The 25,228-nt window shown below is 52.3% G+C and carries 23 protein-coding genes; 7 read left to right on the top strand and 16 right to left on the bottom strand.

Annotated elements, in window-relative coordinates:
• Position 1: 1 nt before the first annotated feature.
• Entirely contained in the window at positions 2 to 1,375 is a 1,374-nt protein-coding gene (locus ABNT34_RS16525) for an FAD-binding domain-containing protein (protein WP_348733572.1), read from the bottom strand.
• Positions 1,372 to 2,895 carry a cryptochrome/photolyase family protein gene (locus tag ABNT34_RS16520; RefSeq protein WP_348733570.1) on the bottom strand — a complete coding sequence of 508 codons (1,524 nt, stop codon included), beginning with the start codon at positions 2,893 to 2,895 and terminating at the stop codon, positions 1,372 to 1,374. The genes ABNT34_RS16525 and ABNT34_RS16520 overlap by 4 nt, the downstream gene beginning before the upstream one ends.
• A 176-nt stretch (positions 2,896 to 3,071) precedes the next feature.
• Between ABNT34_RS16520 and ABNT34_RS16515 the strand changes: the two genes are divergently transcribed.
• The gene (locus ABNT34_RS16515; protein ID WP_348733568.1) at positions 3,072 to 4,418 is read left to right on the top strand and encodes a GAF domain-containing protein; all 1,347 of its coding nucleotides are present in this window, start codon (positions 3,072 to 3,074) and stop codon (positions 4,416 to 4,418) included.
• A gap of 92 nt (positions 4,419 to 4,510) precedes the next feature.
• Positions 4,511 to 5,041 (top strand): DUF2796 domain-containing protein, encoded by a 531-nt coding sequence (locus tag ABNT34_RS16510; protein WP_348733566.1) that lies wholly within the window; start codon positions 4,511 to 4,513, stop codon positions 5,039 to 5,041.
• 148 nt (positions 5,042 to 5,189) lie between these two features.
• Here ABNT34_RS16510 and ABNT34_RS16505 read toward each other — a convergent pair whose 3' ends face one another.
• Positions 5,190 to 5,801 (bottom strand): DUF3299 domain-containing protein, encoded by a 612-nt coding sequence (locus ABNT34_RS16505; RefSeq protein ID WP_348733564.1) that lies wholly within the window; start codon positions 5,799 to 5,801, stop codon positions 5,190 to 5,192.
• 78 nt (positions 5,802 to 5,879) lie between these two features.
• On the opposite strand from ABNT34_RS16505, the gene ABNT34_RS16500 reads away from it, so the two are divergent.
• From ABNT34_RS16500 to ABNT34_RS16490, 3 genes are all read left to right on the top strand, one after another.
• The gene (locus ABNT34_RS16500) at positions 5,880 to 6,581 is read left to right on the top strand and encodes an ABC transporter ATP-binding protein (protein ID WP_348733562.1); all 702 of its coding nucleotides are present in this window, start codon (positions 5,880 to 5,882) and stop codon (positions 6,579 to 6,581) included.
• Complete coding sequence (locus tag ABNT34_RS16495; protein ID WP_348733560.1) at positions 6,572 to 7,831, top strand: ABC transporter permease; 1,260 nt, start codon at positions 6,572 to 6,574, stop codon at positions 7,829 to 7,831. Before ABNT34_RS16500 ends, ABNT34_RS16495 begins: the two co-directional genes overlap by 10 nt.
• Before the next feature lie 69 nt (positions 7,832 to 7,900).
• Complete coding sequence (locus ABNT34_RS16490) at positions 7,901 to 9,583, top strand: diguanylate cyclase (protein ID WP_348733558.1); 1,683 nt, start codon at positions 7,901 to 7,903, stop codon at positions 9,581 to 9,583.
• A gap of 50 nt (positions 9,584 to 9,633) precedes the next feature.
• Here ABNT34_RS16490 and ABNT34_RS16485 read toward each other — a convergent pair whose 3' ends face one another.
• The 8 genes from ABNT34_RS16485 to ABNT34_RS16450 all read right to left on the bottom strand — a co-directional run bounded on the left by ABNT34_RS16485 (position 9,634) and on the right by ABNT34_RS16450 (position 17,578).
• Positions 9,634 to 12,402 (bottom strand): PAS domain S-box protein, encoded by a 2,769-nt coding sequence (locus ABNT34_RS16485; RefSeq protein WP_348733556.1) that lies wholly within the window; start codon positions 12,400 to 12,402, stop codon positions 9,634 to 9,636.
• Between the two features lie 97 nt (positions 12,403 to 12,499).
• Positions 12,500 to 12,973, bottom strand: coding sequence for a hypothetical protein (locus ABNT34_RS16480; RefSeq protein WP_348733554.1), 474 nt, complete (start codon positions 12,971 to 12,973; stop codon positions 12,500 to 12,502).
• A gap of 176 nt (positions 12,974 to 13,149) precedes the next feature.
• Positions 13,150 to 13,644, bottom strand: a complete 495-nt coding sequence (locus tag ABNT34_RS16475) for a Dps family protein (RefSeq protein ID WP_031568432.1) — start codon at positions 13,642 to 13,644, stop codon at positions 13,150 to 13,152.
• A gap of 349 nt (positions 13,645 to 13,993) precedes the next feature.
• On the bottom strand, positions 13,994 to 15,376 hold the full coding sequence (locus ABNT34_RS16470; RefSeq protein ID WP_348733552.1) for an APC family permease: 1,383 nt from the start codon (positions 15,374 to 15,376) through the stop codon (positions 13,994 to 13,996).
• A 139-nt stretch (positions 15,377 to 15,515) separates the two neighbouring features.
• Positions 15,516 to 15,737, bottom strand: coding sequence for a hypothetical protein (locus ABNT34_RS16465; protein ID WP_348733550.1), 222 nt, complete (start codon positions 15,735 to 15,737; stop codon positions 15,516 to 15,518).
• A 104-nt stretch (positions 15,738 to 15,841) separates the two neighbouring features.
• A complete protein-coding gene (locus ABNT34_RS16460) occupies positions 15,842 to 16,654 on the bottom strand; it encodes a transglutaminase domain-containing protein (RefSeq protein ID WP_348733548.1) in 813 nt (270 codons plus the stop codon).
• Position 16,655: 1 nt separating this feature from the next.
• Positions 16,656 to 16,886: a DUF350 domain-containing protein gene (locus ABNT34_RS16455; RefSeq protein WP_348733546.1), complete on the bottom strand. Its 231-nt coding sequence runs from the start codon at positions 16,884 to 16,886 to the stop codon at positions 16,656 to 16,658.
• Positions 16,887 to 16,954: 68 nt separating this feature from the next.
• Positions 16,955 to 17,578 (bottom strand): cold shock and DUF1294 domain-containing protein, encoded by a 624-nt coding sequence (locus tag ABNT34_RS16450; protein ID WP_348733544.1) that lies wholly within the window; start codon positions 17,576 to 17,578, stop codon positions 16,955 to 16,957.
• Between the two features lie 859 nt (positions 17,579 to 18,437).
• Between ABNT34_RS16450 and ABNT34_RS16445 the strand changes: the two genes are divergently transcribed.
• Both ABNT34_RS16445 and ABNT34_RS16440 read left to right on the top strand, forming a co-directional pair.
• On the top strand, positions 18,438 to 19,817 hold the full coding sequence (locus tag ABNT34_RS16445; RefSeq protein WP_348733542.1) for an AAA family ATPase: 1,380 nt from the start codon (positions 18,438 to 18,440) through the stop codon (positions 19,815 to 19,817).
• 2 nt (positions 19,818 to 19,819) lie between these two features.
• Complete coding sequence (locus ABNT34_RS16440) at positions 19,820 to 20,686, top strand: hypothetical protein (protein WP_348733540.1); 867 nt, start codon at positions 19,820 to 19,822, stop codon at positions 20,684 to 20,686.
• 778 nt (positions 20,687 to 21,464) lie between these two features.
• Here the strand turns inward: ABNT34_RS16440 and ABNT34_RS16435 are convergent.
• The 5 genes from ABNT34_RS16435 to ABNT34_RS16415 form a co-directional block, all read right to left on the bottom strand.
• Positions 21,465 to 21,839, bottom strand: a complete 375-nt coding sequence (locus ABNT34_RS16435) for a hypothetical protein (protein ID WP_348733538.1) — start codon at positions 21,837 to 21,839, stop codon at positions 21,465 to 21,467.
• Between the two features lie 55 nt (positions 21,840 to 21,894).
• Positions 21,895 to 22,923, bottom strand: coding sequence for a phage major capsid protein (locus ABNT34_RS16430; protein ID WP_348733536.1), 1,029 nt, complete (start codon positions 22,921 to 22,923; stop codon positions 21,895 to 21,897).
• A 73-nt stretch (positions 22,924 to 22,996) separates the two neighbouring features.
• A complete protein-coding gene (locus ABNT34_RS16425) occupies positions 22,997 to 23,287 on the bottom strand; it encodes a hypothetical protein (RefSeq protein WP_348733534.1) in 291 nt (96 codons plus the stop codon).
• Between the two features lie 184 nt (positions 23,288 to 23,471).
• Positions 23,472 to 23,681, bottom strand: coding sequence for a hypothetical protein (locus ABNT34_RS16420; protein WP_348733532.1), 210 nt, complete (start codon positions 23,679 to 23,681; stop codon positions 23,472 to 23,474).
• A 275-nt stretch (positions 23,682 to 23,956) separates the two neighbouring features.
• The gene (locus ABNT34_RS16415; protein ID WP_348733530.1) at positions 23,957 to 24,310 is read right to left on the bottom strand and encodes a Rha family transcriptional regulator; all 354 of its coding nucleotides are present in this window, start codon (positions 24,308 to 24,310) and stop codon (positions 23,957 to 23,959) included.
• Between the last annotated feature and the right edge of the window lie 918 nt (positions 24,311 to 25,228).

The raw sequence follows: 25,228 nt of genomic DNA, 5'->3' as shown, positions 1-25,228 counted from the left end.
CTTATTCAGCTCTGAGCTGTTGCAGATATTGTTGCCATTGCCAGGCTTGCGGCGCCGGCCAGTCTGGCTGCGCGACAGGCTGATGCCGGTGGTAGCCACTCTTCGGCGGGCCCAACAGCAATTCGGTGAATTTGGCGGCAGGGTCGTATTCTACGGCCTGTTTCAACGCGTTAAAGCTACGTGGGGCTGAATACAAAGCGCCGGCGATATAGGCCCAATTGCCCCAGTTACTGGCGACGTCATAATCCAGCAGCTGTTGCTCAAACCAGGCGGCGCCGTGGCGCCAGTCGCAGCCGAGCTGAAACATCAGATAGCTCGCCACATTCTGCCGGCCACGGTTCGACATCCAGCCGGTCTGTGCCAGCAGTTGCAAATTGGCGTCAATAAAGGGCAAGCCGGTTTGCCCTTGCTGCCAGCGCTGCAACGCTTCACCGGCGACACCGGCAGTCCCGGGCACCTGATGCAAGCCTAAACCGGCATGGCGGAAAAAAGCCAGTGGATGTTTGCGCTGCAGATGACGGAAATACTCGCGCCATAACAATTCAAACCGTAGCCAGTAGCTCGATTCATTCTGACCATACTGCTGCTCGTGTGCGCGGATCAACTGCCAGGCGCGCCGCACTGACAAAGTGCCACGACTAAGCGGCACTGACAAAAAACTCGCAAAATCGACGCCAATTAACGCGTTGCGGCTGAGTTTATAATGCGACACATGCTGCTGCAGATATTGCGAAAAACCCTCAAGCGCAGCCGGTTCGCGGTGTTGTTGCCAAAACGAGAAATACGCAGGGAGCCGATCCGACAGCGCCGCAGGCAGCGGCTGGTCTGGTTCAGGCAATAGCAAATCTGACAATTCAAGCGCTGCGGCCACTGACAAAATTTTGTTCAGCGCCAGTGTCGACGGTTGTGCTTGCTGCGGCGGCAACACCTGCAGTTCCGGTTCGCGTTGCTGGCGAAACGCGGTGAAACTACGCGGCAGCGTGTTCAGATCCGGCCTGAGTTTATCCGCCAATAATGAATTGGCATCCAACCATTGCCAGTTTAGTCCGGCTGCCCAGCGATATTCTTCGGGGGCGGTAGGCTCGGCAGCGACCACGAGTTCCAGCTGATACTGTGCAAGCAGTTGGGGCAGGATAAGCGCCGGGTCGCCTACCCGCAGTAACAACGGAATACCAAGCGTGGCCAGACGCTGCTGAAAATCCCGCAATAAACCCAGCTGCAATTGCCGGCGGCGCGCACTGGCACGTTTTGGGCTGAACTGGCGCTGCGGCAGGATACAAACCGCCAGTGCGGCATCAGCATCGCCCGGCAAGCTTAGCAGCGGGTTGTCGTCCAGCCGCAGTAAGTCGTTGCAAAACAGCAGATAACGGCTCATAGCTGCTCCAGATGGATTAATAAGTCTGCGGCTTTGGCGCGAAGCGCCTGTTGGTCGCTGGCTGCTTTACGCCGCCACTGCTGATACGTCAGCTGCATCCGGGCATTGCTGCCGAGCTTGTCTTCATGACGGGCGATAAAATCCCAGTACAGCGCATTAAAAGGGCAGGCGCGTTCGCCGGTGCTTTGTTTGACGTCGTAATGGCAGTGCTGGCAATAATTACTCATTTTGGCGATGTAATTACCGCTGGCGGCATAAGGTTTAGACGCCAGCAAACCGCCGTCGGCAAAGAGTGCCATGCCAAGTGTGTTGGGCAGTTCCACCCACTCATAAGCATCGGCATAGACCGCCAGATACCAGTCCGTCATCTCATCGACCGACAAACCGGCCAGCAGGGCAAAGTTACCGGTCAGCATCAGCCGCTGAATGTGATGCGAGTAGGCATGTTGAATGGTGTGGCCAATGGCCTGCGCCAGACAGTTCATCCGGGTTTTCCCTGTCCAGTACCAGGACGGTAACGGCCGGCTGGCGGCAAAAAAGTTTTGCTGGCGGTACTCGGGCATCTTCAGCCAGTACAGGCCACGCACATACTCACGCCAGCCGATAATTTGCCGGATAAAACCCTCGGCGGCATTGAGCGGCACTAATCCGGCTTTGCAGGCCTGTTCGACCTGCAGGCAAAGCCAGCGCGCGTCCAGCAGCCCGCAATTGAGGTACATCGACACCAGACTGTGGAATAAAAATGGTTCATCCTGACGCATCGCATCCTGATATTTGCCAAACAGCGGCAGCCGGTGCTGCAGGAAATGTAAAAAAGCGGCTCGGGCATCCTTGCCTGTCACCGCGTAAACAAATTGGCCGGCCTGGCCCATGTGGCTGGCAAAATGGCGCTGTACCAGCGCTATCACCTCAAGGGTTATCGCGTCAGGCTTAAATTCTGGGGCGGCCGGGATTTGTACCTCAGCCGGGCAAGCCTGGCGGTTTTCGGCGTCAAAATTCCACTGGCCGCCGGTTGGTGTGTTGCCGTCCATCAGCAAGCCGGTATAGCGGCGCATCTCGCGGTAAAAATATTCCATCCGGAAACTCTGCCGGCCAGCGGCCCAGCGCCGGAACATGGCGTGGCTGCAGATAAAACGGTCGTCTTCAATCACATCTACTGGCAGACCTAAAGTTTGCGGCCAACTGGCGATTTCGTGCATCAGACGATATTCGGCCAGTTCGGTCAGCCGTACGCGTTGCAGCTGAGGTTGCTGCTGTAATACCAGCGCTACTGCGGCCAGTAATGACGGCACTTGCTGGTCATAATCGACATAATGCACCTGATGGCCTTGCGCTCGCAGCGCGGCGGCAAAGTGGCGCATGGCGCTGAATAACAGCACGATTTTCAGCTGGTGGTGCGGCGCGTAATGGGCTTCGGCCGCAACTTCCGCCAGCAGAATGTGGTCGCCGGGCTGGATGTCACGCAACGCACTCAGCGCCGGACTCAGCTGATCGGCGGTAATAAGAATGAGTACGGACATTAGCAATAGCGCCTTGATTTGTTTGGCATTTGGGGAAAACTCGTTGCGATCCGGCGGATAACTGGCACTACGTCAATATTTTTTGATTGGATCAGCATTTCGCGGCCTTAGGTTGATTTACAACAGCGCCACTTTTCGCTAGCTTAAATTTTAATCTGACAGGCTGTGGGGTTGACGTGGATCCATTTGAGCATATTTTATTGGATGTCTCGGCATCTCCGCTGATTGACCTCGGCGCGTGGGAGCAGGCCAGTCAGCTGATTCTGCAGAGCCTGCAAAAAGGGCTGGCCGTGCAACGGGTCAGCCTGTGGCTCTATGACCTGGATGAGCAGAGTATGGTCTGTCAGTTGTTGCTTGATGCTGAGGTGTTTGCGACCGAACCGCTGCGCCTGCAAGCCAATCAGTTCCCGGCTTATTTTCAGGCACTGCGCCGCGAGCGCGCCATCGTGGCGCATGATGCGCGTGTTGACCCGCAAACCGCCGAATTTCTCGATTATCTGCAAAACTATCAGATTTTTTCCATGCTGGACCTGCCGGTCCGGCATCTTGGCAAGATGATTGGCATCATTTGTTGTGAACACACCCGAAGCTGCCGCCACTGGAGCGACAATGAGGTGCGCTTTGCTGCGGCGATGGCCGATCAGGTTGGGCGGGCGCTGAATGCTGACCGTTTCCTCAGCGCGCAAAGCCAGCTGGAGCAACTGAATCTGCAGCTGGAGCTGCGGGTCGAGCAGCGCAGCCAGCAGCTGGCCGACACCGATGAATTGGTGCGCCGTGCCCATCAGCAGATGGAAGCGCAGGCCAGACTCGCCACTTTAGGCGGTATTGTCGCCGGTGTGGCGCATGAAGTGAATTCACCGCTTGGAGTGGCGCTGACTGCCAATACTTTGCTGGAGCAGCGCCTGCAGGACTTTATTTTTGGTATGCGTGCGCGTTCAATCAGTGCGTCACAGGCGATGAACTTATTAGCACAAATGCATGAGAGTTCGCTGCTGGTGACTGCCAATTTGCAGCGCGCCCAGCGCCTGATGGCGCAGTTTAAAGAAACCGCTGCGCATCAGACCCGGGTGGAGTCCGCGCCGGTGGCCTTTCGTCAACTGGTGGTCGATTTGCTGGCGAGTCTGACGCCGGCGACGCGGCAAGTCCCGGTATTTCCAGATGTCTATATAGACCCCAATCTGACGTTGATCACCGCCGCCGATGTCTGGCTGCAAATCCTGACCAATCTGGTGATCAACAGTTGTCTGCACGCGTTTCATGGCACTGCGCATCCGGCCATCAGTATCAGCGCCACGCTGAACGACCAACATGAGCTGCAGTTTGTCTACAAGGACAATGGCTGTGGTTTAACTCCGCAGGTGCGCCAGCAGATTTTCGAACCGTTTTTTACCACTAAACCCAATGCTGGCGGCACTGGTTTGGGCATGTCGATTTTAAAACAGCTGGTAGAGAAAAAACTTTGTGGTGAGCTGAAATTGCTGGAAGAGCCGGGGTTCGGCCTGCAAATCAGTTGTCTGGCCTGATAGTCCGGCGTCAGCAGCTGCAGTCATGCCGGTTTTTGTGATAGTGTCACATCTTTACCGTGCCTGACGGCGGAGCTATGTGGAGATTAGAGATGCGCAATTTGGTAAAAGGGCTGCTGTTATGCTTAGCCACAGCGCCGGTATTGGAATTAGCCAGCGATACGCCAGGCCATGCAGAACACGGCGCCCATGTGCATGGCGAGGCTCAGCTCACGCTGGCAACTGACGGTGGCTTGCTGGAGATTATGCTGCAAAGCCCGGCGGCCAATCTGCTTGGCTTTGAACAGAAACCGGCGACTGCAGCGCAGCAAGGCGTCTGGCAGCAACAGCAGGCGTTGCTCAAAAGCGGCCAGTGGCTGCAGTTGCCGGCGATAGCGCAGTGTGTGTTGCAACAGCAGCAGCTGGAAGACCCATGGGCCAAAGCCGGGCAGCACGCCGATATCAGCATCAGCCTCAGTTATCAGTGTAAAGCGGCGGAATTGCTCAATGAGGTGACATTCACGCTCTTTAGCCAAGCCGCGGATTTACAACAAATCGACGTGCAGTGGGTCAGTGGCGGTCAGCAGGGCGCAGCGACACTCAGCACAAAACAGCCGGTGCTGCAGTTACCGGGTACCGAATAGAAGCAGTGGTTCCCAAAACAAAAAACACAGCAATAGCTGTGTTTTTTTGTTTTCTACATCCATGTAGCAAATTGCTTCGCAACCAGCCTGCGGCTGTCCAAAAACGTTCCGGACATTTTTGTGTTTTGGCGCCGCCGCTTTCACTGATTTATTCGTAAACGTATTCGCTGATTTTGTCGACTTTCAGGCTATAAGCAGAGTTGGCCAGGTCGTGGCTCATCGTATCCGTGGTCATAGTCCCTTCGATCCAGAATGGGTTGTAAATCAGGTCGGCTTTTAAATTTTTTGCGCCGCTGACATAAACAATCTGGTTAGGTGGTGGTGGTGGCACGTGGATACAGGCGCCGAAATAAGGCACCAGGAAAAATGCCGTGATGTTTTGGTCGGCGTCATATTCAATCGGCACAATAAAGCCCGGTAACTTGACTTTGCGGCCGTTCAGTTCACCACGGACGTTGGCGGAGGACATCACATCAGCCCAGGCTTTCATCGATGGGTCGTTGCTGGCATTAAAGTTTTTGTTGATAGCAGAGCCGGCGCCTTCGCCGCCTTCATGGCTGACTTCTGGCAAGGCTTCCATTTTTTGTAAGTCAGCGTCCGGCAATAAGTCAGTCCATTCCAGCTCGATAACTTTAGTTTTATCTGCCGGCAGGCTGCGTGCGGCTGGTGCCTGTTCAGCGGTTTTTGCAGTTTCGGCAGCCATGGCTGGCGCAGATGCGACCAGTGCCAGAATAGTTCCTATTAACAACGGTTTGAACATTGGAGCTTCTTCCCGACTATATGTTATAAAATCACGGTTTTTCGCATCATAGCATTATTCAAAGGGCAGCTTGTCGCCGTGGATCCGAATATTCCCGCAATTGAACTCAAAAATCTGCGCCATCAATGGCCGGGTCAGACGTTTTGTCTGCAGATCCCGGCACTGACTTTGGCGGTCGGACAACATTTATTTATCCGGGGGGCTTCTGGCTCCGGCAAAACCACGTTACTGAATCTGCTGTGCGGAGTACTCAGTATCCAGCAGGGCGAGATCCGCCTTGGCGGGGCGCAGCTGCAACCCAACTCTGCGGCGAAACGTGACCAGCTGCGCGCCCGCCAGATTGGCGTGGTGTTCCAACAGCTGAATCTGATCCCGTATCTGTCGGTGCTGGACAATGTGCTGCTGGGGCAGGCATTTAGTGGCAAGCCAGCAGATCCGGCGCGGGCGCAAGAGTTATTGCAGGCACTGCAATTACCGCAGGCGCTGTGGCAGCAAAGTGCTGCGGCGCTCAGTGTTGGTCAGCAACAACGGGTTGCGATAGCGCGGGCTTTGCTTGGCAAGCCGACGTTATTGATTGCGGATGAACCAACGTCAGCGCTGGACGCGGACAACCGCGATGCTTTTATGCGGGTGTTGTTACACGAAGCCGACGCGGCCGGCAGTACCGTGGTTTTTGTCAGCCATGATCAGGCGCTTGCCGGTTATTTTCAGTATCAGCTGGATATGGGCCGGCTCAGCGATGGCGTCACAGCGGTGCACGGGGAGGCGGTATGTTGTTGAAATTAGCCCGGCAAAGTTTGTGGAGCCGGCGTGGCACCGCCTGGCTGACCTTGTGTTCTTTAATCATCTCGCTGAGCCTGTTACTCGGCATCGACCATTTGCGTCTGGAAGCCAAACGCAGTTTTACCAGCACAGTCGCCGGCACTGATTTGATTGTCGGCGCCCGTTCCGGCCAGCTGAATTTGTTGCTGTACACCGTGTTTCGCATCGGCAATGCTACTAATAACATCAGCTACGCGCATTATGAGCAAATCAGTAAGCACCCGCAGGTGCGCTGGGCGATTCCGCTGGCACTGGGCGACTCGCATCGTGGTTTTCGGGTGCTGGGCACTAACACTGACTATTTCCGCTATTTCCGTTACGGCGAGCAGCAGTCGCTACAGTTAGCCGCCGGGCGTGAATTCAGCACTGTCTATGAAACCGTGCTTGGCGCCGATGTGGCGAAAAAACTCGGTTATCAGCTCGGACAGGAGATTGTGTTGTCGCATGGCGTTGGCAAGGTCAGTTTCAGTCAGCACAAAGACCAGCCTTTTACTGTGGTCGGCATTCTGGCGCCGACGGGCACGCCGGTCGACCAGTCGGTGCATGTCAGTCTGACCGGCATCGAAGCCATTCATCAGGGCTGGCAAAACGGTGCGCCGGCGATGCGTAAAGCCAAAACTGTATTGTCGGAGGCCGAGCTTGCGGCGCTGCAGCCGACCGTGCTGACCGGTGCTTTGCTGGGGCTTAAATCCAAAGTCGCGACTTTTGCCGTACAGCGCCAAATCAACGAATTTAAAGCTGAACCTTTAACGGCGATTTTACCGGGCGCGGCGCTGGCGGAACTGTGGCAGATGCTGGTGCTGGTGGAAAATCTGCTGCTGGTGATCACGGCGCTGGTGTTGCTGGCGGCTTTGATTGGCCTGACCACCACTTTATTAGCCGCACAGCGTGAACGGGCGCGCGAACTGGCGATCCTACGGGCTATTGGCGCGCGGCCCTGGCAACTGTTTTTACTGATCGAGCTGGAAGTACTGCTGTTAACAGTGGCCAGTATCGCCGGCGCTTTCCTGTTATTAACCGGCAGTCTGGCGGCGTTGCAACCCTGGCTTAGCAGTCAATATGGCTTAGTGATTAGCCTGCTGGCCTGGCATCCGCATACGGCGGCGGGCCTTGGGCTGGTGCTGGCGCTTTCGCTGTTGCTTGGTGCTGTACCGGCAGTGCAGGCCTACCGGCAAAGCCTGAATCAGGGGTTGCAAGTCAGGCTGTGACGGCGCTGGAGTCATCCGGCGGCCCTTGCTATAGTAGGCGTAATGGCTTGATATCAAAGTGGGATGTGCATGGACGGGACTGCAGCGAAACTTGAACAGCAACTGGCGGAACTGAACCAACAGTATCTGCGTCGTCTGCAGCAGGAGCTGCCGCAACTGCAATGGCTGTTGCTGCAGTTTGTGCAGGCCGGGCCGCTGGAATGGCGCGAGCAGGCGTCCGTGTTAATCTTACGTTTTCATACCCTGGCCGGCTCTGCCGGCACCTTTGGTCTGGCCAATGTTGGTACTATTGCCAAAAGTATCGAACTGCAGCTCAAAGCACTGCTGACGCAGCAACAACTGCCGGGCCGCGACGAACATGCGTTATTACAACAGCAGTTTGTTGATATGCAGCATGCCGCCGGCCAACCGAGCGAACAGCAGCTCAGTAGTTCCAGACCGAAAAAGTCCGAGAAACAAGACGCGCGGATTTTATTGCTGTGTGATGACCCGCTGATCTCCCAGCCCATAGGCCAAACTCTAAAAACTTTTGGCCATCAGGTCGAACGCTTTAGTGATTTTAGTCAGTTGCTGAGTTCAGCCGCGCTGGATGCGCCGGACGTGATTATCGTCGACCTCGACGCGCTGGACGACCGGGCGCAAGGGCTTGAAGCACTCAGCCGGTTGCAATGTCCGCAGGCTCAGCCAATTCCGATTTTTGTGTTGTCGTCTGAAGAAGAATTTAGCCACTATCTGCAGGCGGTGCGGGCCGGTGTGCTCGGTTATTTTGTCAAACCGCTGAACCCGGCCACCCTGGAAGCCCGTTTGCAGCGGCTGCTGTCGGTGCGCGAGCGTGATGCGTTCCGGGTGCTGATTGTCGATGATGATATTTTACTGGCGCAGCATTATGCGCTGGTGCTGCAAAATGCCGGCCTGCGCGCCGAGATCCTGACCAATCCGGCCGAAGTGTTTCAGGGCCTGCGCCGCTTTCATCCGGACGTCATTCTGCTCGACGTGAATATGCCGGAATGTTCTGGCCCTGAACTGGCGCAGGCTATCCGGCTGCAGGACGAATGGCTTGGTGTGCCGATCATTTATTTATCCTCCGAAACTGACAGCGATCGGCAAATGGCGTCGCTGATTAAAGCCGGTGATGATTTCCTGACCAAACCGATCAGTGATAATGCCTTAGTGGTGGCGATTTTTGCCCGGGCTCAACGTGCCCGGCAGCTGGCTGAAGTGATGACCAAAGACAGTCTGACCGGCTTGTTGCAGCATGCGCATATCAAAGAGCGGCTCGGCGCTGAACTGGAGCGGGCAGCGCGACTACAGGAAAGTGTCAGTGTGGCGATGCTGGATATTGACCACTTCAAAAAAGTAAATGATTTATATGGTCATTTAACCGGCGATCAGGTGATCAGCAGCCTGGCCAATTTATTGCGCCAGCAGCTGCGCAAAACTGATCTGATTGGCCGCTACGGCGGTGAAGAGTTTTTGATTGTGTTGCCGGAATGCCAGCTCGATAAAGCCTGTCAGGTGGTGAATCAGCTGCGTGAAGCTTTTGCCCGTATTCCGTTTGTCAGCAATGGTCAGACTTTTCACTGCAGTTTCAGTGCCGGCATCACCAGTGGCAGTGACAGCCAGCAGGTTGACATCGTGGTTGATCATGCTGATCAGGCGTTATATCAGGCGAAAGGGGCGGGCCGTAATCAGGTAATTTTATATCAGGCGCCGCCGGAAGATGTACCGGCGCAGTCGTCATTGCAAGGATAGGCGCCGGGTAAGGCTAGCCGGCTAGTGCTGTGATGATGAGTTGCGCAGGCTTACTGCAGGAAAAAATCCAGATAAAAACAACTGCCTTTACCGCTTTCACTGTGAAAGTCAATCTGACCGCCCATCCGGTTGGTCAGTTCTTTCACTATCGCCAGTCCAAGGCCAGTGCCGCCGCGCTGGCGGGCGTCTGCTGCATCCGCCTGGGAAAATTTTTCGAAGATTCTGTCGCGGAAACTTTCCGGAATACCAGGGCCTTGATCGGCAACGCTGATGCGAAAGCAGTTTTGCTGCAAGGTGGTTTGGACTGAGATTGTGGAGCCGGCCGGTGAGAATTTTGCCGCGTTCGACAACAAGTTCGCCATGATTTGGTGAAAACGCATCGGATCCAGCGCCAGTACCGCATCCGGCCCTGCTGTCAGCGCAATGTGCGCGCCGAATTTATCAGCATAAGGTTGATTGTGGCGGACACATTGCTCCAGCAGTTCGCGCACTGCGCAGTCCTGCAGTTCAAACTGCATTTTGCCGGCGACCAGTTTGTCGATATCCAATAAGTCATTAATCAGTTGCGTCAGCTTTTCGCTGTTATCGCCGGCGATCTGTAACATCGGCTGCATTGCCTGTGGTAACACACCCAAGGCACCGCCGCTTAGCAGGCCCAAAGCACCGGAAATCGCCGTCAGTGGCGTGCGCAACTCGTGGCTGACCATCGACACAAACTGATTTTTCATTTGTTCAACGCGACGGCGTTCGGTGATGTCCTGAATAATGGACCAGACCTGTGCGGTGCCGCTGGCGTTCTGGATCAACACTTCACTGAGTACAACCGGGATCTGATGGCCATCGGCATGCTGCAGCTCCAGCTCGACCGGGCCGAAACTGGCATGCTCCCTCAGCGCTTGTTGCCGTTGCCCGAGCTGGTCGCTGCTAAACGACAACAATGCTGGCAGCGGCAGGGCAGGCTCACCATGCAGGCCGGATAATTCACACCACTGCGGATTGACGCTCAGAATGTCGCCGCTGTCGAACTGGCTGAGTAAAATAGCAAGCGGCGCCAGCTGGTACAGCGATGACAACTTCTGCTCACCGGCACGCAGCGCCAGCTGAACTTCTTTTTGCGCTGTCACATCCCAGATAAAACCATCGATATACAACAGTTCACCGCTGGCGTCGTAGATCCCACGCCCCAGTTCCTGCACCCAGCGCACTGTGCCATTGGCGTGGCGAATACGGTACTCGACACTGAAGCGGGCATGATTATTCAGGTCGCGGTCGACCACTTCACGCACCAGCGGCAAGTCTTCGGCCAGCTGTAGCTCAGCGAAGTTAATCTTCTGGTTGCGGATAAAACTGCGCGCCGGATGACCGGTGAGCTTTTCCACTTCGTCGCTGATAAATAACATGGTCCACTGTGCGTCGTTGATACAGCGGTAGACCACGCCCGGCAGGTTTTCCAGCATTGAACGATGGCGCTGCTCACTCAGTAACAGCGCATGATGCAGCTGTTCTAACTGGGTAATATCAATAGCAACACCAAGATAACCGCGGATCTCGCCCTGTTCGGTGCGGATCGCTGACACGCTGAGGCGAACTTGTTTACGTTCACCTTTTTTACCAATGTAGGTCCATTGCCGGGTTTCACTGGTGCCATGGCGGGCTTTGTAGACAAACACATCAAAACCGTTGATGGGCTGCTGGTATTCAGCGCTAAGTTGCACAGACCTGGCGCGGATCTCTTCGGCATCGTGTAACTGGGCCGGTGTGGCGATACCAACCAGCTCTTCTGCCTTGTAGCCCAGCATCCGCTCTGCGCCAGGGTTAAACAATTGGATCACGCCGTGCACATCGGTCGAAATCATTGCGGCTTCGGTGGAAGAGTCGATGATCGCCTGCAGATGAGAACGGGTACGCTGCATTTCCTGTTGTTGCGTGCGTTCCTGGGTGATGTCACGGTGGGTACCAAACATCAGCAATGGTTTGTGTTCGTCGGTCCAGGCCATGACGCGGCCGACGGCATGGATCCAGACCCAATGGCCTTGTTGATGGCGCATCCGGAAACGCGCATCAAAAAATGGCCGGGTGCCGGCAAAATGTTGTTGCAGCTCTTCGCCGGCGGCGGGCAAATCTTCCGGATGGACCCGGCTTTGCCAGATGCTGACGTCGGAGTTTTCAACCGGCTCCATGCCCAGCATGCTGTACCAGTAATTGTTGTACACTGTGCTGCCAGTTTGTACATTCCATTCCCAAGTGCCGATATTAGTGCCGTCAATAATGGCGCCCATCCGGTCCCTTTCCTGTTGCAGGTGCAAATTTTGTTCGGCACTTTGCTGCTGCAACAGACGGCTGTTCATCAGCAGCACGGCCTGGTCGGCCAGCTGCAGCAAGGTTTTCTGCTGTACGGCGTTGAGCTCAAGCGGCTTGGTATCAAATACACATAAAGTGCCCAGCGCCAGCTTATTTTGCAGCACCAGCGGCGCGCCGGCGTAAAAACGGATACCGTTGTCACAGGTCACCAGTGGATTGTCGGCTGTGCGCTGGTCGGCACGGGCATCCGGGATATAAGTCAGTTGTTGCGGGGTTAAAATCGCGTGCGAGCAAAATGAATCTTCGCGGCTGTTTTCCTGTTCACAGAAGTTAAAAGTACTTTTGAACCATTGCCGGTTGTGGTCAATCAGCGTTAATGCCGCAAAGCCGGCGCCACTGACATGGGCGGCAATTTCGGTCAGCGCATCGAAGGCGGCTTCGGACGGCGTATCTAAAATATGCAGCTGCTGCAGGGCCTGCAGACGTTCAGTTTCGTTATGCGGGATCAGTGCCTTCATATCTGCCGTAAATCAGGAAATGCTGTTCCTAGTGTACGCAGAAAATCCGGCACTGCGATCTTTTTCTGTCGGCTTTTTCGCTGACTTTTTTCTGCGCTTATTGAGCCGGATTGGCGGCAGGCAGTGATGTCTGTTCGCTTAACCGCGCGTCCAATAGTTTGCGGGCTTGTTGTTTTTCCTGCTGTTGTTTGATCCGCAACAGGGCCGCATACAACTGTGCGGCATTAAAAGGCCGTGCCGGGTCGACTAAATCACTGATATCCACTTGCGTGCTTTGCTGCAGTTGTTGCAGCAATTCGAGATGGCGGCTTTGGATCAATGCTTCACGCATATCAGCATCTTCAGTGCCTGCGGTCACTGCATAGCTTTTCATCAGTAAATCAATAGTTTCGATATTCTGTGCGGCAGAAGGTTTTTGCAGTACCGCACTGAGCTGGGCTTTTTGTTCCGCCAGCCATTGTTGCTGCAGCTGATAAACCGCTTCGGTGTGCCAAAAATAAAACAGCAGCGCGGCAGCGCCGATACCAAGGCCAAGACCTTGTAAAAATGTTTGTTGGGGGGATGCTGACACAGACAACCTCAGGCAGAACGCGTATCAAAGGCAGACGCGGATGAAAACAGGCGGTTATCTTCTGTGCTGCGCCGCGCACTGTCAACCACTGCACCGCAATGGCTCGACAGTTCGCTGAAAATGTCGGCAAGAGGCGCGGCCTTCACACGGCAGCAGCGTCTCTTGCCGGTATGAGATTATTCCGCCAGCAGGCTTCTCAGCATCCAGGCCGTTTTTTCGTGCACGTTCAGCCGCTGCGTCAGCACGTCAGCGGTTGGTTGGTCATTGGCTTCGCCGACCAGATCAAACAGACTACGTGCGGTGCGGGCTGTGGTTTCCTGAGCGTTTACCAGATGCTGCACCATTTCATTGGCGGAAGGCACGCCTTCGACTTCTTTAATTGAGGTCAGTTTCACGAACTCTTTGTAAGTGCCGGGTGCCGGGAAACCCAAAGCGCGGATGCGTTCGGCGATGATATCCAGCGCGTTCCATTGTTCAGTGTACTGCGCCATAAACATATTATGCAGGCTGTTAAATTGTGGCCCTGTGACGTTCCAGTGGAAGTTATGCGTCATCAGGTACAAGGTGTAACTGTCAGCCAACAGCGCGGACAGGCCTTTGACGATTTTTTCGCGGTGTTCCAGTGAAATGCCAATATCCAGCTGGGCGGATTTCGGTTGTTTTTTCGCCATGATAAATCCTCAGGTACTTGCGTGGGAACTAAGAATGGATCTGGGGTCCATTCTTCAAATCTAAAGCCTAGGGGCTGTTGATGTTTGGTGTTTTTTTTGCAGCAGTTTGGCGGCTTTTTATGCAAGGCAGTGCGAGCGCCGTACGTGGTACCCAGTGTGTTATTCTACACAAACGAGCACTAACGCTGCAGAAAGAGCCGCCAAACGCTGCCCTGTGGGTTCGTTTGGCGGCGCTTTGGGCTTTGTCACTCGTTGCTTACATAGAATAACTATGCCACGCGCCTCGTTTCGCGCCCAAAACGCCGCCACCACGCGGTGGCCGAAACGAACAAAACATAACAACCAAACATCAACAGCCCCTAGAGCCTTGATTTTGTTGCTGCCAGCCCGCCGCGTGGAATAACAACAGCCCGAGCGCCAGCAAAACCAAGGTTAACCAGACCGATGCTGCGCTGACCTGTGACGCCAGCCACAGACAAACCAAAAGGCCAAGCCAGGGCCATAAAGGGGCCAGCGGCAGCTGTAGTATGGACGGCTCGCGGCGGCGCAGCACGGGCAGGGCCAAACAACACAGACCGTATAACAAGGCCCGGATTAACACCGTCGCAGCAGCCAGATAGAAAAAGCTGCCGGCACTGGCCAATAACAGCGTCAGCGCGCCAAAAAACCAGATGGCATTGGCTGGCGTCAGAAACCTCGGATGCACGCGTGCAAACCAGGCTGGCAACTGGCCTTGTGTGGCGAGGCTGTGACTGAGTCTTGGCGTCGAGAACATCGCGCCGAGCAGATTGGCGCTGACCGAGGCGATAATGCCAAACATCAGCAGGCCGGTGGCGGCGGGGCGCCACGACGTCTGGCCCCAATATCCGGTGATGAGAGCAGTGGCTTCTAACAATGGTGTTTTGCTGTCAGCCAGGTTTGGCAGCAGTAACAAACAGGCGGCCTGTACCGCCATATATAACAGCGTGACGACGGCTAACCCCAGCAACAGGGCACGAGGTAGATCGCGCTGCGGATTTTTCGCTTCACCGGCCGGGATCAGCGCAGATTCAAAACCAACAAAGGCATAGACCAGCAAAAGTAATGCAGCGGGGCCATCGCTGACGGCGGGGTAACTCCAGAATGGTTGCCATTCGATGTGATGCAAAGACGTCGCTGGTAGCAGCAACAAAGCGCAGCCACTTATTGCAAAACCGGCGATAACCGCAATTTTTACCAGCGTCAGCGTACCCAACCATCGCATCGTCTGGCGTACGCCCCAGACATTCAACAGCGTCAGGCTGCCAATGATGCTGAGTAATAGCAGCAGGCGCGGGCTGCCACTTTGCAACGACGGCAAAAAATAACTGACCGAATCCACCAGCAATACACTGTTGGCTGCGACTGAGACCAGCCGCGCCAGATAATATAACCAACCGGCCTGAAAGCCGAACACCGGGCCAAAAGCTGCAGCGGCGTATCGTGCCGGCCCGCCGCTGCCAGCAAACCGGCTGGCCAGTTCGGCAAAACACAATAACACCGGCAGGATGAGCAAAGCGCAAAGCGGATAGAGCCATAAGCTAAAATCACCAGCCAGTCTGGCGGCGCCGGCTGGCAAGCCAAAAATGCCAGCACCAATCAGGCCATTAATGACCAAGAGCCATAAGCTCCAGAAGCCAAGCTGGCGCGGCAGCTGAACCGTCTCTGTTGGCGCTGCGTTTGTTTGCACTGTTGTGGCGGTGGATTGATGCATCTGGCGCTGTAAAAAGAAGACTCTGGCTTACCATAGCCAGAAAAGGCACAGCGCGGCAAGATGGAATAAAGTCTGAATGCAATTCAGCAGTGAAAATGCCGGCAGCCAAAAGGACAACATAGACTGCCAGCGGGGCAAATTAATTCGTTGTGTGCACTGCTTGCTGGCATTGCTGCTGCAAAGTGCTATCGCTGATTTGGTCGCAGCGGCTGACATCGAGCTGGGCTTTGGCCAGGCACATGGCTTTGTCATTGGCGTGGGAGAGGGATAAACAACGGGCTGGTGCTGAGGATAACGCCGAAATCGAAAAGGTCAGAATACCAGTCAGGATCAGGGCTGTGCGTAAAATTGGCTTTTCCATCGCAGGCTCCGTTGGTGCTGTTGCAGCAGGGATAACTTCACCTTAACGGGCCAGGATGAATCTGATATTAACCGCATCCTTCAGATTCAGACAGAAAAAAGTGGTTACTCCGGGTCTGGTGTACGAAACCGCGCTGTTTCCAGCCAATGCGCACTTTGATAGTCCAGCAGCGGAGCCTGCGCCTGGCGCACCCAGAATTTGTCGCGGTTAAACATAAATTCGGCGTGGTAATCGGTGGCAAGGGCTGCCAGTGGCAAGTGTTGCCAGCTTTTGCCGGCTTGTTTGTCGGTGGCTTCCAACAAATATGCCTGCCCCTGTAAAAAGGCGACGACCCAGGCGTGGCCTTCACCGCGGTAGCTGCCAAGCACTACCCGCGCATCAAAGCCTTCAGCCAGCAGCCAGTCGGCCAGGATCATCGCGTGGTCTTCACAGTCGCCACGTAAATGCACCCAGGCCTGCGCAGAATTTTGCCAGACATCACCGCGCTGATACTGCTGCTGGTCATATTGATAGACTTTGCGCTTCGACAGGAAATAGAGCGGTAACGCCGGGTTATCAATCCGAAACGGATGGGCGCCAACCAGATAACTATTAGCGAAATGGTGTTCGGTATCAATGCCTTGTGCGCTGATAATGGCTGGTCGGCCATTGGCGTCCTGCCACATAAATGGCTGCGCCCGGTCATCTTTACCGTCCAGTAATGTGGCAGTGATGTCCATTTCGCTGATGGTTTCACCGGTGGTATTCATGGTCAGCATGCCGGCTCTGTTGTGCCGCAATAAATCGGCCGGTATCCGGTCTGCGCTTTGTTGTAGCATCAGCATCAGTTGCTGGCTCTCTGACATTGCCGCTGATGGGCGGTCCAGCCAATAGATACAGCCAATAGCCAGCAGCAACGGCAACCAGAGCCAGCGCATCTTAGTGTTGCAAACCAAAACAGATGATCAGCGCGACAAAAATCATCAGTGCTGAGCAAAATATCGCGACCGCCAGATTGTTGTTGGCCAGTTCCTGTTGAATATCGAGTTTTTTCAGCAGAACTTTATCGATCACCATCAATGCAGCCACCGCGACGAACAGCGAAATCACGGTATAACTTAAGTTCAGCGCCAGATTAACCAAGCTGGCGTTGATGAATGCAGACTCCATAAATTTTCCCTGAGAAATAAATAGTTTAGCTACAGTATGGCGCTGTGCTGTTACTGTCAATCACAGGGTTAGAAGCGATAGGGCAGGCCAAAAAAATGTTGGTCGTACGCCAGAAGCAGCAAGCAACAATGCAGGCCGACAGTGGCCCAAAAGCGTGCGCGAAAACTGGTTTTGACGGTTTTATGCCGCAGCCAGTGTTGTGCAGCGACAGCGCCAGGCCAGCCGCCGAGTAAACCGGCCAGTAATAAAGTGGATTCCGCGGTGCGCCAATGGCCGGCGCGCGCGGCTTTTTTGTCCCAGGCATATAAGCCAAAGGTTAATATCGACATCAGCAGACAGGCACTGCCAATCAGCTGTGGCACCAGCGCGAGGCCGGTAGCTGCGGCCAGCGAAAGACAAAAAGCCAGCGTAAACAGTGGTGCTAGTTTGGATGGTCCGGAGTTTGGCTTCTCTGTTGCAGTCAGCGGTTTGCCATCGAGCCGGCTTTGCACCACCGCGACAGCCCTCTGTTTGTCATCCGCAGAATTCGCCAGCTGATAGACCAGCTGCAAGCCAGCTTCCGGCCTTGGAGTCTGACGGGCAAAATCACTGATATGCACAAAAACGCGCGGCCCCGGCAACCTCGGCTCAATAAAACCAAAACCCTTGGCATCATCCCATTGCACTAAAGTGCCTTTAAGCTTTTCCGCCATCCTGGCTCTCCCTGATTTGTGTGGGCCGGGTTTATCGGTTGATTACCGGATGAAAATTCAAAAGCGGCCCTGCGACATCATGACTGAAAACTGTGGTTAAAAAAAAGCCCTGCGGTGGATTGGTACCTGCTCGTATCATTGCCTAAGGTCTACAAAAAGGGTCTACGAACCCCAAAAAAGAAAAACCCTAAGAATTTGATTCTTAGGGTTTTTAGTGCCTCTCGGCTTATTGGTGGAGCTGGGGGGAGGCTACGACAAATTTTCTGGAGGCCGCGAATTTATTGATATACAAGGGTTGTGGCTTGGTAGGGGGTCCAAAATGGGGGTCCAAAAACTAATCCTCATAATGGCCCTGAAGGTTGTCTTGGGGTTGGGTATTTATCCTGAAAAACCCGGCAGTCCGATTTAGTGTAAACCTAAAACGTCTCCACCAAATCTTGAGGGGCGTCTTCGAGACTGTCCTGGGATCGCTGGTCCCGGCTTTATATCTGATATTCCAAAAAAGCATATATGACGCGGCTTTTGGCTGATGTTGGTGATATATAGTCCTTTTGGAAACCCTCCCAGATTTGAAACATCGGGGCGCAAACTACCCACAGCGTAAAGGCCCAGGAAGGACCCGAAGTACTTTTAAGTTGATAACACATATATGTCCTGAGTAAAGTCTGTTCGCATATAGCTGATACCGTTGATTGCATGCCATGCAGATTTATTGGCAAAAAGTGACGTCTGACCTTGGAAAAACTGCAAAGTTATGTTGTTATATCAGGGACGTTATGCGGCTTGCCGTTGTGTAATTTATTGTTTTTTCGCATTTCATTTCGGCATGGGATTTTTTTAACAATTTAGCGGGTGTTATATGGGAATTAGAATTAAAAGAATGGAAGTCGTTAAGCTGTTTGGTAGATTCGATTATTTTATAAATATATCTGAAAGCGAGAGTAGAATTTCTATTCTGACAGCGCCGAATGGTTATGGGAAGTCTACGATTCTTAAAATGATAAATAGTTTCGCTTCTGGTGATTACTATTATTTTTTAAGGGAGCGATTTGAGATTGTCCGTTTTTTCTTATCTAATGAAACTGTTATTGAGATGTCTCATGTTGAGGAAGAATCACCTAGCAACGATGTCGGTTCTAAATCAAATATCACACGTTATATATTGATTCGTTCAGGTCTAAATTACACAAAAATAAAAGATCCGTTTGCAAGTCAGGATAATGATGAACCTTCTTTTGTTGTCGACCGTTCGCTTCCATTCTTAACTAGAATAGGTCCGCGCACTTGGCGACATGATAGAACTGGAGAAGTAATAGATGGCATTGAGCTTTTGTCACGTTATGGTGACCATCCAATGTTTAAGCGGAAAATTAAACAAGAACCATGGCTGGTTGAAATTCAAAACTCATTGAATGTATTTTCTATTCCTACAAATAGACTCAAATATGAAGAAGAAATTGATTATCGAACCCACGGTGGTGTAAAAAATAGTCTTATGGTCGGGGCTCTTGCTAAAGAAATTGAAGAAAAAATGCAAAGTGCAATAAGGAATCAATTTGAAGCCGGGCGTAAGAAAGAGACTAATTTCCCAACAAGATTGATTGAGTCTCTTAAGAAAGGTATTGCACCAACAAGACAGTCTATAATTGAATCTATTAATTCGGTTCAGTGGTATGAAGAACGTTATGGTAGATTAGGTTTACTTCCACATACGGAAACTACTAGACAATTAAATGTCCATGCTGAATCTACTGAAAATGCCGGTATGTTAGTGCTTAAGACATATTTAGACGACGTCCTAGAAAAGTTTTCTTTGTTGGAAGATCTGGCGCAGCGGCTTGATATATTCTGTAGTTCTATTAATGAGCTAATAGCATTTACAAAAATCGAGACGTCGGCCGATTTTGGGATTTTAGCGAAAGTCATTGATGGGGATAGGAAGCCTATTCCATTGTCTGTTCTTTCATCGGGTGAGCAACATTTAATTGTCTTGATCGGGAAGTTAGTTTTCAATACGACTCAAGGCGCTTTGGTTTTAATCGATGAGCCTGAAATATCTTTCCATCCTGAGTGGCAGGAAAAGTTTTTATCGATTCTTGAAGATATTCGAAAATTAAATGGATTCTCTGTTCTTCTCGCTACACACTCTCCGATACTTATTGGTGATAGATGGGATAATGTTATTGAATTGGCAGAGCAATACTCAGTCTCTGAAACTGAATCTCGAAAAGAGGTTTAATCATGAGTTTGCTCAAGAAGTATCAGACTGATCCAAAAAACTTGTTGAATACTGCACTAAGCATGTTCAAAAGTAGGAAAATAAAGACAGCTATTGTTGAAGGAGTTTGTGATAAACGTTTTTTGAGTCAATGGATCGATAATGGTCTAAATATTCGATTTGATGGACTAGATGGCAAGTGGCTAGTTGAGAAAACTTTTGAAAGCTCAAAATTGAAACCTTATTGTGATTACGACTTTTTATATTTTTGTGCTGATGTCGATTTTGATGTGGTTGCAAAAAAGCAGCTACATTCTAATCAGAAGTTTGTCTATAACTCATTTTGCTTTGATGAGGGTAAACTTTTTTACAATGACTTGGAGGCATACCTCATCAATACAAGAGCGTTTGAAAAAGTTCTTGTGAATTTAGATGTCGATACCTCTGAAGCGGACAAAATTCGTTCCAGATTAGAACGTGCTTCTAGATTTGTCGGTAGTCTGCGTGCCGCAGATATTATTGTTCAAAGAGACAATCATCTTAGTAAAAGTGTATTGAATGGGTTTGAAGTAAGAGGTTTTTTTGATCCAAACAGTATTAGTGTGGATGAAGCAGAAGTATACGAAGCGTTGCCTCGGTGGTCGAATCATCCCCTGTATGTCGAGGATTTAATCGCGGAAGCAAAGCGTCTTGATCGGGAATATCCTGCACCATGGTCTCTCTCTCGCGGTCATGATGTTACGGAGATGCTGGCTATGTATTTCGAAAGATCTAAGCATAAGGGAATGACATCTGACAGAATTGAACTAATGCTTCGTTTAGCTTGTGAATTCTCCGAATTCATACAGAGTCCTATGGGGAGAAAGTTTAGTGCAATGGGAATGATTTAGTTGGAATTTAGATTGATGATATTTCTGAGTAAATTTTAAAACGTCTCTTAGAAATATTATGATAGTCACGATTCGCCATCCCATGTTATGAGACACGCCCAGGGCCTCGGAGACTCGTTTTGGAGTCAGGGGGCCTCTGAGTGTCACCAATACCCGGAAGACCTTCCAGAAGCTGACGTATCCGTTTTTGGTGGTCTTCCGTCTGTCTTTATCCCCCACAATACGAATTGCTCCGGTAAGAGCGTCATCAAGCCAGATTGTCGGCTGTCCTGACTTTGTTATGTAGGATTCTCTCGGGAGCCCGTCCAATGGGTTTTGCACAACGAGAGGCGGTCTCCCTCTCTGTTTTTTGACTGGTTCGATTGACTGGTCCTGGAGACTCTCTTCCTCGTCGAACTCATCGAAGTTGAAAAAGTCGACACAGTCGAAAAATCGGTTATTCAATGCCATAGGAATTTATTTGGTATTAGTAAGGGGTCTTTGGGACCAATCCAGACGACTGTCCGGGGAGGACTGGAGACGAGTCTGGAAAGGGGACTGAATTTATTTGGTATTAGTAAGAGGTCTTGAAGATCGGTCTCCAGGGGGATCTGAGACCCGGAGACAGCTTTGGATTTTGTCGGTACTGATAACAGTCTTGATCAGACTTGGTCTTCAGACCGTCTCAAAGATGAGTCTCCAGGAGGGTCTCTCAGATCTGGAGACTAGTTTTGGATGGTGTCGGTACTGATAGCAGTCTTAATCAGACCGGTCTTCAGACGGTCTCAAAGATCAGTCTCTAACCAAACCATTGCTTTCTGAGGCTGTCGGCCATGCTGCGACCGCCAATCCCTCGAGATTCTGCGACTCTCCGACGTTCGGCCTCCTGGAGAAACTTCCGGGCCCTGGAGTTCAAAACATCCATTACCGTTTGAGTCTCATAGTCCGAGAGCTTGAATCGTTCTTTGATCCAGTCTCGGGTTGTGCGTCCCAGGATAAAGGGTTGTGAACTTCCGAACTCATAAATGACCAGGCGAACGCCACCGTCGAGATAAGCAAAGTCTGTCTCCGGATCTCCGTTACGCATTCCGAACTGACAGTCTTTGGCGTACTGAAGGGCGATCCCGTATTCACTCGGGATGGCTGGGGCTGTTTTCTTTCTGAAAAAATTCATAGGTTGGTCCTTGAGAGTTCCCCAGGAGGTCATCCTGGGGATTTGAGGTGGTTAGTTATGCGATGCTGGTTGTCTTCACAAAACTGTCTTGATTCAGGACCACGGCGTCAGCCTCGAAGATCGAGCGGACTCGGGTTGCTCCTGTCTCTGGTTGGCCTGCTGGGGTGTAGGTATGCGCCAGGAATGCGATAGACGGGTTTGTCACTGCCTGGAAGTCGCTGTATCGACCTGAGACCATTGTCCCGGCAGGCATGAACCGAGAGACCAGGATGCGGTCCTCTTTGATGCTCAGTGCTTTGTGGGCCGGAGCGCCTGTCTCGAGTCGGAACTTCTTCGCGACATCCGGGCTCATGATGATCGAGACTTCCTCGCGGTCCAGGCCGTTCCCCTCGAGGACCTCCAGGGACTCACCGATGATAATCAAACCAGACTTACTGGCTCCCGTTAGGGCGTACTTTGTCACCTGGCGAACCAAACCGTCAGGCTGTGCCGGGTTCGTCGTGCTATTGCCCTGGATGAAGGCTTTCTCCACGGCGTCCCTGATTGCATTCGCCTGGGCGATCTTCAACTGAGGGAAGAACGACGGGACCATCTTTTGGAATCGACGGCTGACCATCGTAAATGCTCCCAGGGAGTGGATCTCATAAGGGAACTTGGTTGTCGGTGCTGAGTTCTCCGGAATGGTTGCTCCTTCACCTAACCAGATAGTCCCGATTGCATCATCGAAGCCCATGAAGAACGGGAAGCCCTCAAAATTGCCGCTGGTGTCGATAGACATCCCAGCTCGAGCCAAGGTCCCGGCAGATACGATCATGTGCTTCCAGGTCGTTTGGTTTGGTTTTGAGCCCATTAAAGCCTGGGTATTCGCTGCGGTATGGGCTCGGGTCATCATGCTCCGGGCTGAATCTGACATTGTCGCGATCTCGGCCTGGCTGACGAATGGAGAGTTCAGATCAACGGTCAGGGTCGATGCTGGGGCCTGGCGGTAGCCCTTGAAATTGTCCTCTTTGTCGAACATTGCGATCTGTTGTGGTTGAGCATTGCGGATCAGGTCTTCGAATGATTGGTTATTGAAGTTTTGCATAGTTGAGATTTCCTTTGAGATTGAGTTCTTGCGGGGTGGGGTTTAAAGACGGGTCAATGTGTGTGGTGTTGAGTCAGTGCCGGGGCCAGCCCTCCTTTTGAATTTTCTCCATCAATGCCTCAGTGGCGAAGTCTGAGGGGACGACGTAGGCTGTCCAGCCTAAAGGGATCGCGGACGGATTGAAGTCACCGTCCTTGAAGACCTGAGCCAATGCGCCAGGGCAAGGTCCCTGTTTGGTTTCTGCGTTGCTGAGGTGGGTCGTGAAGGCCGTCGCAGTCCTTGAGCTGACGATCAGCGCCTGGGCTCCTGCTGGGCCTGTCCAATGAGTGATCCGGACCTGGTCCAGAGTCATTGTTTTGTTCATGAGATTTCCTGGTTGAGTGCTGTTGCTGGGGTAAGTTGTTGATTGCATAGATAATCCAGATTTGGATTATTGGAATCAGGGACAGGTTTTGTGCAAACTTAGATTTGAGATTGCTAACTTGTTGATTTCGCTGATAACTCAAATTTGAGTTATTGAAAACGGGAACAGGCTGTCGAACCTAACTTCAGGACGCGGTCTGATGCAGCCCTTGAGTTCTGAAGCCCCGTTTCAGAAGATAAGCCACGGCATAGCTGTAACTGACCTTCTGACCGATCTCTTCCTCGAGGGCTCTCTGGGTTTGCTGAATGATGCGGTCTGTCGTTGGATCAGCATTCAGGCTGTAGCGCTTGTTCTGGGTTGCGTAGTCGAGCCAGGTTGTTTTTTTTTGGTACATGCTGGGGATTGCTCCTTTCTGCTCCTAGATTTCAAAAAAACGGGAAGTTGAGTTGATTGGTAAAAGGTCTGGGGTTTGTTCCAGGGACCGTTGAGACCAACATTCCGGACTTTCGCCAGGAAGTTGACTTTGGTTTTGTACCTGAGTTTGGCTTTTTTCCAAGTGAGCATAACGAGTAGATTCCTAATCTCCTGTGGTTGGTTTGGGGTGTGGTCTTTCTTAGGTGGAGGGACTTTGACGGAGGCCCCGTTATTCCTGAGGCCCGAGGTTTGGACTTAAAGACCAGTCTCTGAGGCCCTGATTTGTTCAATCAGTCTGTTGTTTAGTGCCAGGACGTCATCGACGCTCAATTCCTTGCCCTGGAGTTGTTCCTCCAGTTCATGCCAGCGACGCACCACGGCATAGCGGCGTTTGGTGTCGTACCCGGTAACAATCGTGAGTGTTTGGTCTTTGTCGAGTCGGTACATTTTCCGAGTCTCGCCTTTTGCATCGACGTAACTGTCGAGACGGTCGCTCGGGTTGGTCTTCAGCTTTTTGAACATGACCTCGATGTCCCGGAGAACATTGTCGTGACGTTTGCCCGTCAGTTCGGCGATCTCTCGGCTGGTCATTTCAGTTTTCAAGTTCACTGAGTTTTGCTCCTTCAATGGGTTGGTTTTAGGTTTGGTCTGAGTCCTCTTTCGCTTGGGAATGAGGACCGACCCGGAGACTCTCTCCAGGGAAAAATCTCGGAGAGGGCCTTCGGTTCGGTCCTGGGGTTTGGTCTGTGGGTTCTTTCTTAGGTGAGGCGACTTTGACGGAGGCCCCGTCGTTGCTGGGTTTGTCGATTTTCGGGAAAAGGGTCTCTGAGACTGTTTTTTAGACAGATCTCCAGGTCGTTTTCTGATGTGGTTCTTCTTATATGAAGCGACTTTGACGGAGGCCGCGTCATTCCTGGGTTTGACCTAATTTCGGGAAAATGGTCTCTGAGACTGTTTTTTAGACAGTTTTTTAGGTTGTTTTCTGATGTGGTTCTTCTTATGTGCAGCGACTGTTGGAAAACCCGCGTCATTACTGGGTTTGACCTTAAATCGGTAAACTGAGATTTGAGGTGGTTCTCCAGGCCAATCTCTGAGGGTCTTTCTCCTAGGTGGAGCGACTTTGACGGAAGCCGCGTCATTCCTGGATCTCGGGGATTGTCTCGAGGAGGATCTTTAGGAAAGGGTCCTGGAGACTGGTCTTTGAGAGTTGTCGCTTTTTCGCTGTGTTCTTCTTCTTATATGAAGGGACAGCAACGGAAGCCGCGTCGTTACTGGGTTTGCCCGATTTTTGAGTTACCTCAGACTTGAGGTGGTTATCCAGGTCGTTTTCCGGTGTTGTTCTTCTTAGATGAGGCGACTGTTGGCAAACCCTCGTCATTCCTGGGTTTGACCTGATTTGGGGAAATGGGTCTTTGAGACTGTTTTTTAGACAGATCTCCAGATCGTTTTCCGATGTTTTTTCTCCTAGGTGAAGGGACTTTGACGGAAGCCGCGTCGTTGCTGGGGTTGTCGATTTTCGGGAAATAG

The organism is Rheinheimera texasensis, assembly GCF_964031785.1.
GTDB lineage: Bacteria > Pseudomonadota > Gammaproteobacteria > Enterobacterales > Alteromonadaceae > Pararheinheimera > Pararheinheimera texasensis_A.
The sequence above is the reverse complement of the archived record's forward strand: the minus strand, read 5'-3'. Positions and strand labels throughout refer to the sequence as shown.

Excerpts from the sequence above, each read along its gene's own strand:
- ABNT34_RS16525 (WP_348733572.1), bottom strand. The coding sequence starts at position 1,375 with ATGAGCCGTTATCTGCTGTTTTGCAACGACTTACTGCGGCTGGACGAC.
- ABNT34_RS16520 (WP_348733570.1), bottom strand. The coding sequence starts at position 2,895 with ATGTCCGTACTCATTCTTATTACCGCCGATCAGCTGAGTCCGGCGCTG.
- ABNT34_RS16510 (WP_348733566.1), top strand. The coding sequence starts at position 4,511 with ATGCGCAATTTGGTAAAAGGGCTGCTGTTATGCTTAGCCACAGCGCCG.
- ABNT34_RS16505 (WP_348733564.1), bottom strand. The coding sequence starts at position 5,801 with ATGTTCAAACCGTTGTTAATAGGAACTATTCTGGCACTGGTCGCATCT.
- ABNT34_RS16495 (WP_348733560.1), top strand. The coding sequence starts at position 6,572 with ATGTTGTTGAAATTAGCCCGGCAAAGTTTGTGGAGCCGGCGTGGCACC.
- ABNT34_RS16490 (WP_348733558.1), top strand. The coding sequence starts at position 7,901 with ATGGACGGGACTGCAGCGAAACTTGAACAGCAACTGGCGGAACTGAAC.
- ABNT34_RS16485 (WP_348733556.1), bottom strand. The coding sequence starts at position 12,402 with ATGAAGGCACTGATCCCGCATAACGAAACTGAACGTCTGCAGGCCCTG.
- ABNT34_RS16475 (WP_031568432.1), bottom strand. The coding sequence starts at position 13,644 with ATGGCGAAAAAACAACCGAAATCCGCCCAGCTGGATATTGGCATTTCA.
- ABNT34_RS16470 (WP_348733552.1), bottom strand. The coding sequence starts at position 15,376 with ATGCATCAATCCACCGCCACAACAGTGCAAACAAACGCAGCGCCAACA.
- ABNT34_RS16465 (WP_348733550.1), bottom strand. The coding sequence starts at position 15,737 with ATGGAAAAGCCAATTTTACGCACAGCCCTGATCCTGACTGGTATTCTG.
- ABNT34_RS16460 (WP_348733548.1), bottom strand. The coding sequence starts at position 16,654 with ATGCGCTGGCTCTGGTTGCCGTTGCTGCTGGCTATTGGCTGTATCTAT.
- ABNT34_RS16455 (WP_348733546.1), bottom strand. The coding sequence starts at position 16,886 with ATGGAGTCTGCATTCATCAACGCCAGCTTGGTTAATCTGGCGCTGAAC.
- ABNT34_RS16450 (WP_348733544.1), bottom strand. The coding sequence starts at position 17,578 with ATGGCGGAAAAGCTTAAAGGCACTTTAGTGCAATGGGATGATGCCAAG.
- ABNT34_RS16445 (WP_348733542.1), top strand. The coding sequence starts at position 18,438 with ATGGGAATTAGAATTAAAAGAATGGAAGTCGTTAAGCTGTTTGGTAGA.
- ABNT34_RS16440 (WP_348733540.1), top strand. The coding sequence starts at position 19,820 with ATGAGTTTGCTCAAGAAGTATCAGACTGATCCAAAAAACTTGTTGAAT.
- ABNT34_RS16435 (WP_348733538.1), bottom strand. The coding sequence starts at position 21,839 with ATGAATTTTTTCAGAAAGAAAACAGCCCCAGCCATCCCGAGTGAATAC.
- ABNT34_RS16430 (WP_348733536.1), bottom strand. The coding sequence starts at position 22,923 with ATGCAAAACTTCAATAACCAATCATTCGAAGACCTGATCCGCAATGCT.
- ABNT34_RS16425 (WP_348733534.1), bottom strand. The coding sequence starts at position 23,287 with ATGAACAAAACAATGACTCTGGACCAGGTCCGGATCACTCATTGGACA.
- ABNT34_RS16420 (WP_348733532.1), bottom strand. The coding sequence starts at position 23,681 with ATGTACCAAAAAAAAACAACCTGGCTCGACTACGCAACCCAGAACAAG.